Consider the following 14,023-nt stretch of genomic DNA (forward strand, 5'->3'; position numbering starts at 1 on the left):
ATGTTGTTACATTTAATGTAAATACACAGATTTACACTTCATTAACAACATATACTCGTGAGACCACTAACAGAAGCTATGTCTATCGAAAAAGATATTAAGCAAACCGCGTTTCGCTCGCCGTTTCACCGGCTGGTGGTGAACCTGATGTACACCAACAATTGGGTGTGCGACCACCAGGCGCGTCTCCTGAAACCACATGGTATTACGCTTCAGCAATACAACGTACTCCGTATCCTCCGGGGGCAATACCCGAATCCGGTTAAGGTGAGCGACATCACCGAGCGGATGCTCGACAAAATGTCCAACGCTTCGCGTCTGGTCGACAAACTGGTCGCCAAGAAGCTCGTTGACCGCACTGAATGCCCCAGCGACCGTCGGGCCGTGGATGTAGTGATTACGCAGAAAGGACTCGATTTGCTGAAGAAACTGGATACCCAGCAGTGGGAAGACCGGCTGAAAACGCTGTCGGAAGACGAAGCGGTGCACCTGAGCCAGATGCTGGACAAACTGCGGGGTTCTGAAGACTAGTTGCAGGTGTTGGTGTTTGCCCGTTATTATTGCCCCCGGTATTGGTCGTACCCGGGGCTTTTCTATGTAAAGGCCGGAAAGTCGTCCAGAAAGCTTACGGTCGCTGTCTGGTGGTCGATGCCGCAGCAATAGTGAGTGAGGCCATTGGTAATGACCAGGTAGGGGGCGTGGTGAACGTGGTTGTACCGGGCAATCTGATCGAAGACGGCCTGCGTGAGCGGTATATCGGGCGCTTTGCACTCCACCAGTAAGAAAGGCTTGCCGTGCCGGTCGAATACCAGTACATCAGTCCGTTTCTGCAATTGATTCAGTGTCAGACCACCCTCCGTGCGGATGAGCGATTTGGGGTATTGGTAGTGCGAAATCAAGAGATGCACTATATGCTGCCGGACCCACTCTTCGGGCGTTATACGCACGTATTTCCGGCGCAGTGAATCAAAAATATACGGTTTCCCCTCGATCTGCTTAATTTTGTAGTCAAAGGCGGGCAGATTCAACGTCTCCATACGCCAAAGATAAGGAGTGATTGAATGATTGAGTGATTGAGTGAGCAGAAAAAGCAGGCTCTCATTCCATTCATTAATTCGGTCATTCAATCATTCAATCAATGAAGACCAAAGACGAGATCGTACAAAACTGGCTTCCGCGCTATACCGGAACGCCGATCGACCAGTTTGGAGAGTATATTTTGCTCACCAACTTTATCAACTACGTAGAGCTGTTTGCCAATAAGTTCGGGGTGGAGATCCACGGCATGGGCCGGGCTATGCAGACCGCTACCGCCGAGAACATTACCATCATCAACTTCGGGATGGGCAGCGCCATGGCGGCTACCGTGATGGACCTGCTGTCGGCCATCCGGCCCAAGGCGGTGTTGTTTCTGGGTAAATGTGGTGGCCTGAAAAAAACGCAGGTGGGCGATCTGGTGCTGCCCATTGCCGCCATCCGGGGTGAAGGAACCAGCGATGACTATATGCGACCCGAAATACCGGCCCTGCCGTCGTTCCGTCTCCAGCGATCCGTCTCCTCCATCATTAAACGGCACGAGCTCGACTACTGGACCGGCACCGTGTATACGACAAACCGCCGGATCTGGGAACACGACGAGGACTTCAAAGAATACCTGCGGGAGATACGGGCGATGGCCATTGATATGGAGACCGCCACGATATTTACCGTCGGGTTTGTCAATTCAATTCCCCACGGGGCTCTGCTGCTGGTATCGGATAATCCGCTGGTACCCGAAGGCGTGAAAACGGAGGAAAGCGATAAGCGCGTTACCACGTCTTTTGTCGAAAAACACCTTCAGATTGGCATCGACTCACTGGTTGAACTGGGCAGTTCGGGAGAATCGGTGAAGCATCTGCGTTTTGAATAAACAGAAAAAGGGACGCTAGCGTCCCTTTTTCTGTTTATTCAAACGATTAACTTAATTGCAATACTCGCTAATGACTTTATAAGCCCCGGTGTAGCCTACTTCGCCGGCTTTGCTAAGGTCCAGGCAACCGCCGTTTTCATCGCCGAGGCTGTGCTTGATGATGCCGCGTACGTAGTAGGCTTCGCCGTACCGGGGATTCAGCTTTACGGCGCTGGTGAAGTCCATGATGGCTCCTTTCTGATCGCCCTGAGCGGATTTGATCATCCCCCGGGTAAAGTGCGCTTCGGCGTAGGTGGGGTTCAGTTCAATGGTTTTGTTCAGGTCCAGAATGGCCGCTTTGGCGTCGCCCTGCTTGTTCTTACTGACGGCCCGGCTAAAATATGCTTCCGACCGCTCGGTGGTCAGGTAGTTGATTTTATTCCGCTCCTGTACGGCATTGCGCAGGTTATCCAGAATGTTCCGGTTGATGCGGCCGCTGTACAGCACCTTCCCACTTTCCACGTTCTCGTTGTTCAGCTCAATGGCCGAGTTGAAGTCCTGAATGGCTCCTTTCTGATCGCCAAGCTTACTCCGGGTGAAACCCCGGCCATAGTAAGCCTGGTAGTTGTTGGCATCGAGGGTAATAGCGCGTTCGTAATCACCGAAGGCACCTTTATAATCTCCCATTTTGCTTTTGGCAAAACCCCGGAAATAGTACGATTCGGCGTCCTGAGCGCTTAGTTCAATGGCTTTGTTGAGGTCGGCAATGGCACCGTTGAAATCATTAAGCTCGACTTTCGATACCCCCCGGCCGGCAAACGCCGGCGCCCGCTTGGGGTTCAGGTCGATCACTTTCGAAAAATCGGCTAAGCTGCTGGCGTAGTCTTCCAGTTTTTGTTTGGTAATGCCCCTGGCGTACAGGGCGTTGGCGTTGGTGGGTTCGAGTTCAATGGTCCGGCTGAAATCCTGCAGAGCGCCCCGGTATTGTTCGAGCCGGCTCCGGCTGGCCCCCCGGTTGAAATAGGCCTGCGGATCGTCGGGGCTCAGTTCGATGGCGCGGCTGAAGTCCATCAGGGCTGCGCGGTGATCCTCCTGCTTGCTTTTGCTGACGCCCCGGCTCAGGTAAGCCAGTGCATCTTTGGGGTTTAGTTCGATGGCCCGGTCATAGTCCAGAATGGCCCCCCGGTGATCTTTCAGATTAGCTTTGGCCAGCCCCCGGTTGTAGTAACTGGCTGAATTCTCAGGGTTCATGGTAATGGCCATGCTGAAAGCCTGCAACGCTCCAGGAAAATCACCTGACTTACTCTTGGAAATACCGTTTTCGAAATAATCAGCGGCCGACTGTTGGGCGTAGACGTGGCCGTTCAGACCGGCGAATACCAATAAGGTAAACAGCGGCAGGAGATAGCGCTTCATAGGTGACAAGTACGTAAGTTGTGGTAGGTAAACTGACTTTTGCGTCTAAAATTAGCTGATATGTTGGTATCAGCCAAATCAAGGTAACGTTAAATTTTAGCTGGTAACTAACAGCGGCCGGCAAATGCCAGCCTCAGCTAACCTGTCTCTTGAACAACGGAACACAGGCAGCCTTTTTGGTCAATGTAGTCAACGCAATCGTAGCAGGGCTGACAAAATTTTTGTGTATTAATGACATAATGACTGATTTGTTGCTAAATATTGTGTTAGGCATGACTTTTTGTCTTGTTTAGGTTGTGAAATTCCATTGGTATACAATTTGACTAAGAAGTAGTGTATTCAATCGAAAACGATAACACAAGATAATAGCCATGACTACATTAGTGCGTTATAACACCGTTCCGACTTTGTTCGATCGCATGCTTGCTCTGAACAGCTACTACAACCGTCCAGCCGTTAACCGCGGGACTGGGTATGCTCACACTCCGGCCGTAAACGTCAAAGAAGACGAGGGCGCTTTCCACCTGGAAGTTGCCGCGCCCGGTCTGAAGAAAGAAGACTTCAAGGTAAATGTTCACAAGAACACCCTGACCATTTCGTTTAAGCAGGAGCAAGCTACCGAAGAGAAAACAGAGAACTACACCCGTAAAGAATTCGGTATTCAGGCCTTCGAGCGGTCGTTCCGTCTGCCGAAGAACGTAAACGCTGATCAGATTCAGGCGGCCTACGTGGATGGTATTCTGAAGCTGGACCTGCCGAAAGTAGAAGTAAAAGAAGTGCAGCCGAAAGAAATCGCCGTCGCGTAAGATGAGGCTGTCTGAAGTATAGTTGAACTAAGTGCTTTTTGACGAGGCCACTGCCCATTGGGTGGTGGCCTCGTTATTTTTGGGGAAGTGGTTTGTTTTGAGCCTCGAGAATCAGTTGCAGGTCGGCGTTTTCGCGGGTGACATGGGTGTACGTCCCTTTTCCCAACTCGCTCAGGCGCTTCAGGCTCAGGCCAATTTTTGGGTTTATTCCAAACGTGAAAACGCTCAGGTAAATATCCTGACGGGTATTTTCACTGATTAGTTGAAGGACTTCATCGCTAACGGGAAACTCACCGTCCGAGGCCAGCACAATCCGGTTGTTGCCCGCGCGGATGTAGTTTTTGTTGGCCACTTTATAAGCCAGTTTCAGGCCTTCATTGCCATCCGTATCTCCTCGGGACTGCAGGGTGTTGATGGCGCGGACAATCTCATCTATATTGGCACCGGAGGTTGGCGGTAACACCACTTTGGCTTTACCCGAATACACCACCACGGCAATCTGGTCTTCGGGCCGGAGCAGGGACAGCAGCGATTTAATTGACTGCTTCAGCAGCGGTAGTTTGACGGGTGAATCCATTGACGCTGATACGTCCAGCAGGAGCACCATGTTGTTAGCTGCAAATCCCTTCAGCGTCCGGTTGACTTCCGGCTGCCCCGGCCGCCCGACATACACCGTGTCCACGCGGGTACGCTCTACGTAGATGGTATCGCGCTTTAGGGTTGTGGTGTTGAGTGGTTGAGTGGTTGATTGGTTTACTGGTTGGGTTGGGCTGGGTTGCCCGGTTGGTGGCGCTACCGGTTTGGTCGTAGTGGCCATGGTCTGGGTTGGCTGGTCGGCGGGGTTGGGGGAGGGAGACGCCGACGCCAGTGCGGTGGCCCGGCGCAACACAAAGATATCGGGCTGATTCACCACCTTCAGCAGGGGCTCTTTGGCCAGTTCGACAAACTTGTTGTACTGGTAGACGAACTGGTTGTTGAAAAAGTAATAAAAGAACTGGTATTGATGCGGGGTTGAGGGCGTGGAGGCTGGCCGAGTGTCCTTTGCCATCTCAGCAAATTTCATTGAGTTCTCGGCAATGTCCTCGTAGGGCGAGTAGGGGCACAGACCGTTGCTGCGGCCCAGCCGCTGTAACCCTTTCAAGTTCTCGTATTCTTCACTGATGAGTCTCCGGCTATCGGCCTCGATTGGCGTGGTAACGGGTAGTTGGCCGGTTTCATTCTTCAGGTACGCCTTCACCCCAAACAAAACGGTTTTGTTATCATCCATCGCCTGCAGCAGGGCTTTACCGGCTTTGTTCCAAGCGCTGGCCAGATTCGCCACCGGGTAGCGTTCGTAGATGCGTCGTACGTCGCGATACAGCTGCTCTTTCTTCTGGTCGAACAGATCGAACAGGTACGCATACCGGTCCAGAATAAGGTCAGAACGCTGCAACTGATCCTGCAGGTACTGCTTGTCGGCGGTGTAGGCGATTAGCTCAGTGCTTAGGCCGTTCATTTCGTTCAGCATGTTCAGCAACACCTCCGCCTGGATGTTAATGGCCGTGCGGTAGGGCTCTGGAATGGTCCGGCTGCTGTTGATCAGCAACTGGTAATCGGCCGAAGGGACCTTAAACGACTCATGGCTATACGTCAGGTTAGCCCGTTTCTGCGCCCTGGTCGGGTCGCGGTAATATTCCGCCGATGATTGAAAATTGCGCAGCAGCACCTGGAGCTGGTGCATCTGCCGCAGGGATTCGTTTGTAAAGTCGATGTAGCCATTCAGCGCCTGCATGGTAGGCCGGTCTACCGGAGCAGCCGCCGGTTTGGGGTTAATGGTTACCAGGGGCTTATCCGCAAAAGGAGGGGTTCGGGAAAGCGTCGGCCCGGCAGCTGGCGTACCCTCCAGCACAAATACCGGAGGGTATTTAGGATAATCCAGCAGTTGCCGGGCCGTACGGCTGTAGTTGACAAACGCCTGATGGCTGGCCAGCAAATCCTGATTGACATATTGCAGCAGGGACAAATAAACCGCGTTGCCGTGCCGCGCCGACTGCCGGGCGGCATAGGTATACTCATTGATGGCCCTCCGCTTCACATCCTGCAGCGTTTGGATGGCCGTCTTAAAACTTTTGACCATATCAGACGCCGGGTTGGCTATTTTCGCCTGTGCTTTACCAAAATCGGCCAGCAGTTTTTCATCGGCTAGCATACTTTGCTGAACGGCCTCTACCGGCCAGGCAGCGGGACTGTCTTCGTTCAGGGTATACGTGAGCGCATCGAGCAACTGCTGCTGGCTGCGCAATACCTGCTCCATTTCGTTTTCGGTGTACAGGTAGGGATCAGCCGGCTGGTAAGGCTGGTGTCGTCGGTAAACCTGCCGTACCTGCTGGGCAAACGATTCCCGTTCGTGGCTAAATTGGCCGAACAGAACCTGCATCTGACCAATTAGCGCGTCGGATTGTTGCAGGTTATCGCGCTGGTAATCTTTCAGCCGGACGTAGGTTTCCAGCCCCTTGGCCGTTTGGTCCAGTTTGGTCAGCAGTTGCCAGAGGGCCTGCGTTCCGGTGGTCAGGCGCTGCTTGTCGGCGGGGGCGAGGCCGGTACTGGTCAGGGCCTGCTGGTAGTAGTATTCTTCCAGCGGCCCCGACGAAGAAAGCCGGAGCAGGCGGTCGGGGTTTTGCCGGTACAGGCTCACGGCGTCCTGGTAGTTCCGCAGCATCTGCAGGCGGCTGGTCCATACATCCACCGACTGGTTGACGAATGCCATATACCGGTTCAGCGGGGGCTGGGGCGATTGAGCCTGCACCAAACCGCACGATAAGGCGATCAGGATGCTACGAAGAAAAGTCTGCATAACCGAAAGATAGTAAGATAAGCCGCCGAACCGGTCGAATCATTGAGGAAACGGTTGGGAGCGCTTAAACGGCTCGGTAAAATTATGCATTTCGGCTAACGAAACTCAGGTTCCGGCCTGATTACCATCATATTTCAGCCGGGCGCGTACCGCTAATTTTGTGTCATCAAGAACAAACAAAATACACAGAATCATGGCAACGCTTTCGCACTCAACCTCAGTTTATACCTCTTCAGAAAAGGCCAGTGTTTCAACGCTGTTTAACGATTTTGCAAACAAGGCTGAATTTAACCGGATTGGCTGGGCGGCTACCGCCATCGCCGTTCAGGGGTGTGTCTTTTCGCCGGCTTTATTGTTGTCCATGGCGTATCAGGGCGGTGGTGACTGGCAGTTCCTGGTAGGTATCCTCAGTTTCCTGATGGTACTGGTGCCGGTCCTGTCCGCTTTACACGTAAAACATATATTCCGGGCTTTCACGCTCAGCGCCATTGTCCACCTGGCAATCATTCTGTTCAACGTTTTTAATAGCCTGGCCTGACCGGGTGACCGTTGATCCACCCCTATGCGCTTGCTTCAGGTGAAACTAACAAATACATCACAAACCTTATTCCGGCAGCTGGCCCGATTCTTCGGGCTGGCTTATGCCATTTCCTGGCTGCTGTGGTCGCCCTATTACCTGCCGCTGGGTATTCCGGCTGACCAGTTGCCTTATTTTCACCTGCTGGGCTGTATGGGCCCCATGCTGGCAGCGCTGGTGCTGCTGTACCGGGAGAACGGTCTGGCAGGCATCCGGCAGTTAGGAGGGCGGTATCGGTTCGGCTGGCAGTCGGTGCGCTGGCTGGCAATTGGCTTTGGGGCTCCCATTGCGCTGTTGCTGGTGATTATCGGCATGACGGCACCCCCGGTGCAGCAGTTATTCAACTGGCAGGGCCTGTTTGCCGGTCAGGAGTTTGGTTTTCTGTCGCCCCTGTCCTACATCGCAGTAAACATTTTCTTCTTTGGATTTGGGGAAGAAGTCGGCTGGCGGGGCTTTGCCTTACCCCGGCTCCAGACCAGGTATTCAGCTTTTACCGCCAATCTGATCCTGACCGGATGCTGGGCCATCTGGCACTGGCCGCTGTTTTTTAATCCGCTGGGTGGGTACATGCACATGGGCGCTGGCGAGGTCATCGGCTGGCTGTTCAGTCTGGTCACCGGCGGAATGCTGTTTACCTGGCTGTTCAACTCGTCGCGGGGCAGTGTAGTGGCCTGTGCCCTGTTCCACAGCATGATGGATGTGGTCTTTATGGCCGATCTCAACATTCCGCAGCTCAGCACCTACACCGGGGCGCTGATTACGCTCTGGGGTCTCTATATCTGGCTCGTTTACCGCCCCGCTACCTTATCGCCTTCGCCAAAGGTAACGGTCGACGTTCCAGAGTCGGCCGGTACGGCCGCTGAACATGCCGTTTATTCAATCAACGCACTAAGCGGTAGTCGGCTGTAAAACCAGATAACCTCATTTTGCGACCAGGCGGGAGTCTATCCGAAAAGGAGCATTTTCCATAATCGTTACCTCTTCCTGAATACCGGGATATTGCGTATGCAGCAGATAATTGCGGGAGCGACTTACTATGGACGAGGGGACAGATACCGTCAGTACATCCGGTTGAAGTAGCCAATCCTTTAAATGATACTGCAATGTTTCGTAATGCGATTCAGCCTCCCAATCGGCTGGTAAATCGGTTATCGATACTGTCCGGTAGGTATCCGGTATGTCCAGCACCAGTAAATGGAAGTCAGGAATATAAGCTGGATTCAGGTGAGCCACGATCTCCAGGAGCGCCAGTTCAGGGGTGGCCGATGTATACAGGATTGGATAGCCTTTGGGATTCCACCGCCCACCCGCCCGCCGGGCTCCCTCGGCCGATAAAGGTTCGGTAATGTAAGCGCTTTTGTAGAGTCGATAAACCAGCATCAGACTTACGCGTATACACCGTATTCAATTCGGGTTAACACATCATCAACCAGACCGAAACCGCTAATGGTGGTCAGGAGTTGAAGCGGTGCCTGTCCTTTAAGTTCCCGTAGCGGATACCGCAGCCAGTCGGCCAGGGCGTCGGCCCGGTTATCGAAAACGAGCAGGCCATGCGCGGCCAGGTTTTCCAATAACAGCAACCGCTCGGATGCCTGGGCATCAAGCCGCCCCTCATTCCGGAAGCGATGGAGCGTTCGTTCGGCCATTTGCAGAATAGCCGCCAGTTCTTTAAACGATACATTCAGCAAGTAAGCCAACTGATCTGCCTGGCTGGTAGAAACGCCCTCGCGAGCCCGCTCGATGATGGTAAAACCGGATGCCCGCCGGGGCTGGTAAACCGGTGCCGGGTTGCGGGAGGATTGTCGTGTTCCTGTAGCCATTGGCGCGTTGCGTTTGCGTAAAGATAACTGCTTTTTTACAGTAATACTATTGCAAACTGGCAGTTTTTGGGGCTTTCACAGCCGCCCCACCAGGTCCTTCACCTCCGCAATCGTGTGGGTATCGTCCAGGCGTTTAGTCTCAAAGACCATAAAGTACTTGTAGTTTTTGCCGGCCCGTTCGGCCCAGGTGCGACCCAGTCGGTTCTTGGCTGCGCTGTCGGAGTTGTCGCGGTCGTCGCCTTTGGTTTCCAGGACGATGATCGTGCCTTTTTGCGTATACAGCACAAAATCAGGGTAATGATTGGATTTAAAGCCGTTGATGGCGAAGCCCTTGCTCCGCTCCAGGTTTCGGTGCCAGAATACCACATTGGGCAGCGCAGCTAATTCGGATATGACCCGCTCCTCGAAGCCGTTCATGCTGCCTTCCCGCTCGTACAAAGACTTACCCAGCGATTTTCCCAGCGTGCCGGGCACAATCGCTTTCCTGAACGTAAACCCTGCCTCAACGGTAATACGGCCAACAATCAACTCCTTTTTAAACTGCTCTTCGGCGTACTGATCGGCCAGCGCGCGGATTTTCTTCTTGATCTTGTCGCGGTAGGTGTATTCCCGCGCCAGCAGGTCTTTGACCCGTTCGGTATCAAAACTGCTCAGAATGCGCTCCAGATAGAGTCTGATCTGCGCGTCGGGAATCGGGTACATATCGCCGATTTGTTGCATCAGCCGGTGGGCGAGGTCTTTTACCTGCCCCGCTTTGGGTTTGCTCAGGATGTAATCGACAAAGACCTCTTTCACCTGTATATTGTCAATTTGCAGAAATACCGGTCGGTACTGGTTGCCCTGCGTGTGTTCGAGGTCGATCTTGTACAGCTCGCTGTCGACGGTATCCCAGTCAATTTTGATGTCCTCCTCGGCCAGCTTGAAGCCTTTCAGCAGGACTTCCTGATTCAGCACTACGCGCTCCCCCTCGCCAAACAGGCCGATAGCAGGTACCGACAGGTAAAACTGCGGCAGGCTCAGCATCTGGGCTAGGGCCGCATAGTCTTCTTTGATCGCGAATGTTTTCACTTTGTCGCCAAGTTCGGGTAACAGGAGCAACGGGTCGCTGGTCTCCTGCTGTCTGATCTGTTGGTCAAATGCCTGATTTTTCGCCACCGCCAGTTGCGTGATACTGGCCAATGCGGGTGAGAGTGACGGGATCCCCGCTTCCTCCAGCGGGGCCGTAGGGTCAAAGTGAATCCTGTCCGGTTCAATGTCGTCGCTGACCGGCTCCGTCGCTTCCGGAGACAGATCTTGTTGCATCACCTGTGGGACTGGTTTATACGGGCTGTCGGTTTGCTGCGCTTCGCCTACCCGATAATCGTTGCGGCTGAAACCGGCCGACTCCAGCCCCCGGATGATGCTTTGCAGCGTTTCGTTGAATTTGGCCGATGCCGTCAGCACGTAGGACACATTTAGCAGGTCGTTGGTGTGCCGCATGACGTACGGTTGCCGCAGCACCCGCCCTAAAATCTGCTCAATGTCTACCGCCGACGACCGGTCGGCCAGCGACGCCAGGATGTAGGCAAACGGGCAATCCCAGCCTTCTTTCAGGGCGTTGACCGTGATGATGTAGCGCACCGGGCATTTGGGACTCATCAGGTCTACCCCGGCCAGTTCGTTAATGGTGGCCGTTTTGATCTTAATCTGCTCCGCCGGTATGTTCAGCTTAAGTAACTGCGCTTTCAGTTTCTCGAAGGTCGTGTTATCGTCGCCGGTTTTCGGCTGGGCTTGAAACAGCACAATGGGCCGGATATAGCGGCCACCTGCTTTGTGCTCAGCTTTGGCCAGGTGCTCCAACTGCCGTTGCAGGTTTAGGGCGCTCTCGACCACCTGCGTTTTATCGTGATGGTTGTAGGCAATCACGGGCAGTTTTACCATGTGCTCTTTCTTCAGCGCAATGGCCGGCACAAAGCTTACGATGTTGGCGTTCTTTTTGGGCGTGGCAGTCAGGTCCAGCACAAAAGACGGGTTGAGGTTGCGCAGCATCTCCACGCTCAACTCGCTTTCGGCATTGTGGCTTTCGTCGACCACCACCACGGGTGTCAGGCTACGGATGACGTTAATCAGGGCGGTCTGATCGGTGTCGGCCAGCAGGTGCTGGTCAGACTCGTACTGGCCGGCGAAGGTAGCCAGGGCTCCGTTTTCCTCGAAGATTTTCCGGTCTTCTTTGCGGGTGGCCCGCAGACTGCCGAAACTCAGCACGAAGATGCTCAGTTGCTGCTGCACCACCGCCGGACTGAAATTGGCTCCCTGCAACAGATCTTTCTTCTGATACACCGCGACCCGGTGGTTAAACAGGTTGTTGAGTTTCTGCCGGTAGGGGTGAGCCGGACTGGAGAGGTTGCGCACCGTCTGATCGAGGAGGTTGCTCCAGGGTACCAGCCAGACTACGGCTTTGGGCCGGTCGGTTGCGTAGGCGTCGAACAGGGTGCGCAGGGCGTTGACGGCAATAAACGTTTTGCCGCCCGCCGTGGGCACTTTCACGCAGACGTGTGGCGTACCGGGAATGTTGTTCTGGTAAGGTCGCATACCTGTACCGGTCAACGGATCGTAGTCGCCGACCTGATCGCGCCAGTAGTGGTTATAGGCCACATCGTAGCGGTGCGTCTCCTGTATATAGGCCAGATAGCGATCGAGGTCGCGGATAACGCCGGCCTGGTAGGGTTTCAGTTCCACTTTACAGTCTTGAAATATCGCGTGGGATTTTCTTAAAGATGATCTGGCGTTGCTGGAGCCAGTCGCGGGGCAGCAGGCAGTTGTCGGCGTAGATCACATACTGCTCCGCCTTTGTCTGTATCGTCGCCAGAAACTCATAATCCAGGGTAGTGTGTTCGGCCGGCTCGTAATAAAAGTAGTAGGCCGTTCCCTCCTGCACCCCCAGCAAATACGGATTATCAAGCCCACCGGTACCATTCACATTCGTACCCCCTTCTCCTTTTTTAGGAGAAGGGGGCGGGGGCGGTACGACGTTTCGGTGAGGTGCCCTCGTTTTCGAATACCACACATACTCCCGAATCCGCTCTACCGGTAATTCCTCGTTTAGCAGGCCTTCTTCCGTAAACAGCGCCGGCCCGAGTTCGTAGTACGTAAACCCGCCCCCGGTGCCTTCTTTACCACCGTGGCCGTCGATGACCCGCCGGACTCGCTCAGCCGTAATGGTTTCGGCATAATCTTCCATTTCCACCAGAATGAATTGCCGCTTACCGCCATCCAGTTTGTTCAGATTTAACACTGCATGGGCCGTGGTGCCTGAGCCGGCGAAGGAGTCGAGGATAATGTCGTCTTCTGAAGTGACGTAACTAAAGATTTCCTCTAATAATGAATACGGCTTTGGATAATCAAATTGTCTTTTGCTCTCGGGAAATATTTCCTTAATGTTGTTAGTGCCAATCCGCCCGTCCAGTTCTATTAAACTGGATAACTTAGCCCGATAATCCTTTACGTATAGCTTTATCTCAATGATTTTACTTTCGTCTTCACCAAAGATTATTCGTTCAGCATTGAGCATTTCTTTCATTGTTTCGGGAGGAAACTGTCCTAACCCCCTAAAAATAGGAAGCGGATTCTACAAATGGGTGTTGTCTTTTGGGGTTATTTTCAATTGTTGGTGGCTGGGTAAAGTTCTTAGTTTTTGAAGGTATTGCTTACTGTCAAGGAATTGGTTCGGTGAACGATTGCCTAGACCGCCATGCAGCCTTTCTTGATTGTAGAAATTCATGAATCGGCTAAAGGTGGCTTTGGCTTCCGCCAAGCTCTCGAACTCGTATTTGGCACATACAGCACTTTCCACAATCGAGTGAAATGATTCGATATAGCAGTTTTCCTGCGGAGTAGCTACATGGGTGAATTCATGGTCTATGGCCATTTCCTTGAGGTATTGCCGAAACAAGCCGGCTTCAAATTGGCTACCGTTATCAGTCCTTAGGCTCACCTTCTGAGGCAGTTGGTAGTGGTGCAGCACTTCTTTCATCAACTCGATGAGTTGGTGTTTGCTCAGGCTCCACTCCAGTCTATAGCCCAGGACTCCCCGGCTAAATACATCCAGAACCGTCACCAACAGGGCATTTCGGTGCTGACCATGGATGTAAATATACTTGATGTCAGTCTGCATGCATTCAAAGGGTAGAACAGGTTGGGGTAGTAACTCCTGAGCAATACGCTTACCTGTTTTGTTTCTTCTAATGCGATGGCTTAGAAAACGGGCCTGCTTCATCAGTCGGTAGACTTTCTTTGGGTTGATCACCAGCCCTTCGCTGGCTCTAAGCCAGTGGGTTACCTTCTCATAGCCATAATCGACGAACTCCTGCGCCAAAAGCCATTTGATGCGGTCCAATACATATTCATTGCTATACAGAATGCCTGCTTGACTCTGGGTGCTAGCACTGGCTTTTCGGCCTCTCTTACCACCAGCGGGAGCATAGTAATAGGAACTCTTGCTTAGGCCACATAAGGGCAGCACCTGATAGAGCGGGTAGCCCTGCTGAATAAACTCGTTGGCGATCATGATCCGATGCCCTTTCTGGCAATGCTTTTTTTGGTAGTCCTGAAAAAGTAATGATATGAAGTGAAAAGCCCAGTCGGGCGGTAATTTTAAGTCGCCAAACTTGAATTACCTGTCATGTCTGTTCAACATCACTGCCC

The 14,023-nt window shown here is 53.1% G+C and carries 13 protein-coding genes; 5 read left to right on the forward strand and 8 right to left on the reverse strand.

The features are described from left to right. Window positions 1-78 precede the first annotated feature (78 nt). The gene (locus ABD949_RS18780) at window positions 79-531 is read left to right on the forward strand and encodes a MarR family winged helix-turn-helix transcriptional regulator (protein ID WP_345245827.1); all 453 of its coding nucleotides are present in this window, start codon (window positions 79-81) and stop codon (window positions 529-531) included. Between the two features lie 62 nt (window positions 532-593). On the opposite strand, the gene ABD949_RS18785 is transcribed toward ABD949_RS18780, so the two are convergent. Next, entirely contained in the window at window positions 594-1,037 is a 444-nt protein-coding gene (locus ABD949_RS18785) for a type I restriction enzyme HsdR N-terminal domain-containing protein (protein WP_345245800.1), read from the reverse strand. 101 nt (window positions 1,038-1,138) lie between these two features. Between ABD949_RS18785 and ABD949_RS18790 the strand changes: the two genes are divergently transcribed. Beyond that, window positions 1,139-1,909: an AMP nucleosidase gene (locus tag ABD949_RS18790; protein ID WP_345245803.1), complete on the forward strand. Its 771-nt coding sequence runs from the start codon at window positions 1,139-1,141 to the stop codon at window positions 1,907-1,909. 51 nt (window positions 1,910-1,960) lie between these two features. On the opposite strand, the gene ABD949_RS18795 is transcribed toward ABD949_RS18790, so the two are convergent. Then, on the reverse strand, window positions 1,961-3,304 hold the full coding sequence (locus ABD949_RS18795) for a tetratricopeptide repeat protein (RefSeq protein WP_345245805.1): 1,344 nt from the start codon (window positions 3,302-3,304) through the stop codon (window positions 1,961-1,963). 371 nt (window positions 3,305-3,675) lie between these two features. Between ABD949_RS18795 and ABD949_RS18800 the strand changes: the two genes are divergently transcribed. Continuing rightward, window positions 3,676-4,110: an Hsp20/alpha crystallin family protein gene (locus ABD949_RS18800; RefSeq protein ID WP_345245807.1), complete on the forward strand. Its 435-nt coding sequence runs from the start codon at window positions 3,676-3,678 to the stop codon at window positions 4,108-4,110. 73 nt (window positions 4,111-4,183) lie between these two features. On the opposite strand, the gene ABD949_RS18805 is transcribed toward ABD949_RS18800, so the two are convergent. Beyond that, window positions 4,184-6,943 carry a vWA domain-containing protein gene (locus tag ABD949_RS18805; protein ID WP_345245809.1) on the reverse strand — a complete coding sequence of 920 codons (2,760 nt, stop codon included), beginning with the start codon at window positions 6,941-6,943 and terminating at the stop codon, window positions 4,184-4,186. Between the two features lie 193 nt (window positions 6,944-7,136). Here ABD949_RS18805 and ABD949_RS18810 point away from each other — a divergent pair, with 193 nt between their 5' ends. Then, window positions 7,137-7,481, forward strand: coding sequence for a hypothetical protein (locus ABD949_RS18810; RefSeq protein WP_345245811.1), 345 nt, complete (start codon window positions 7,137-7,139; stop codon window positions 7,479-7,481). A gap of 24 nt (window positions 7,482-7,505) precedes the next feature. Continuing rightward, entirely contained in the window at window positions 7,506-8,429 is a 924-nt protein-coding gene (locus ABD949_RS18815) for a CPBP family intramembrane glutamic endopeptidase (protein ID WP_345245813.1), read from the forward strand. Window positions 8,430-8,441: 12 nt separating this feature from the next. Here ABD949_RS18815 and ABD949_RS18820 read toward each other — a convergent pair whose 3' ends face one another. The 5 genes from ABD949_RS18820 to ABD949_RS18840 form a co-directional block, all read right to left on the reverse strand. Next, window positions 8,442-8,900, reverse strand: coding sequence for an RES family NAD+ phosphorylase (locus tag ABD949_RS18820; RefSeq protein WP_345245815.1), 459 nt, complete (start codon window positions 8,898-8,900; stop codon window positions 8,442-8,444). Between the two features lie 5 nt (window positions 8,901-8,905). Further along, window positions 8,906-9,340, reverse strand: a complete 435-nt coding sequence (gene parS, locus ABD949_RS18825; RefSeq protein ID WP_345245817.1) for a type II RES/Xre toxin-antitoxin system antitoxin — start codon at window positions 9,338-9,340, stop codon at window positions 8,906-8,908. A 75-nt stretch (window positions 9,341-9,415) separates the two neighbouring features. Next, entirely contained in the window at window positions 9,416-12,058 is a 2,643-nt protein-coding gene (locus ABD949_RS18830) for a DEAD/DEAH box helicase (RefSeq protein WP_345245819.1), read from the reverse strand. Between the two features lies 1 nt (window position 12,059). Next, window positions 12,060-12,899, reverse strand: a complete 840-nt coding sequence (locus tag ABD949_RS18835) for a DNA methyltransferase (protein ID WP_345245821.1) — start codon at window positions 12,897-12,899, stop codon at window positions 12,060-12,062. A 48-nt stretch (window positions 12,900-12,947) separates the two neighbouring features. Continuing rightward, entirely contained in the window at window positions 12,948-13,886 is a 939-nt protein-coding gene (locus tag ABD949_RS18840; RefSeq protein ID WP_345245823.1) for an IS3 family transposase, read from the reverse strand. Window positions 13,887-14,023 lie beyond the last annotated feature (137 nt).

This window comes from Nibrella saemangeumensis (assembly GCF_039541915.1).
GTDB lineage: Bacteria > Bacteroidota > Bacteroidia > Cytophagales > Spirosomataceae > Nibrella > Nibrella saemangeumensis.

Bases quoted from the DNA above. Each gene is read 5' to 3' on its own strand.
- ABD949_RS18815 (WP_345245813.1), top strand. From the start codon at position 7,506: ATGCGCTTGCTTCAGGTGAAACTAACAAATACATCACAAACCTTATTC.
- ABD949_RS18785 (WP_345245800.1), bottom strand. From the start codon at position 1,037: ATGGAGACGTTGAATCTGCCCGCCTTTGACTACAAAATTAAGCAGATC.
- ABD949_RS18835 (WP_345245821.1), bottom strand. From the start codon at position 12,899: ATGAAAGAAATGCTCAATGCTGAACGAATAATCTTTGGTGAAGACGAA.
- ABD949_RS18790 (WP_345245803.1), top strand. From the start codon at position 1,139: ATGAAGACCAAAGACGAGATCGTACAAAACTGGCTTCCGCGCTATACC.
- ABD949_RS18800 (WP_345245807.1), top strand. From the start codon at position 3,676: ATGACTACATTAGTGCGTTATAACACCGTTCCGACTTTGTTCGATCGC.
- ABD949_RS18795 (WP_345245805.1), bottom strand. From the start codon at position 3,304: ATGAAGCGCTATCTCCTGCCGCTGTTTACCTTATTGGTATTCGCCGGT.
- ABD949_RS18805 (WP_345245809.1), bottom strand. From the start codon at position 6,943: ATGCAGACTTTTCTTCGTAGCATCCTGATCGCCTTATCGTGCGGTTTG.
- parS (WP_345245817.1), bottom strand. From the start codon at position 9,340: ATGGCTACAGGAACACGACAATCCTCCCGCAACCCGGCACCGGTTTAC.
- ABD949_RS18810 (WP_345245811.1), top strand. From the start codon at position 7,137: ATGGCAACGCTTTCGCACTCAACCTCAGTTTATACCTCTTCAGAAAAG.
- ABD949_RS18840 (WP_345245823.1), bottom strand. From the start codon at position 13,886: ATGATCGCCAACGAGTTTATTCAGCAGGGCTACCCGCTCTATCAGGTG.
- ABD949_RS18820 (WP_345245815.1), bottom strand. From the start codon at position 8,900: ATGCTGGTTTATCGACTCTACAAAAGCGCTTACATTACCGAACCTTTA.
- ABD949_RS18780 (WP_345245827.1), top strand. From the start codon at position 79: ATGTCTATCGAAAAAGATATTAAGCAAACCGCGTTTCGCTCGCCGTTT.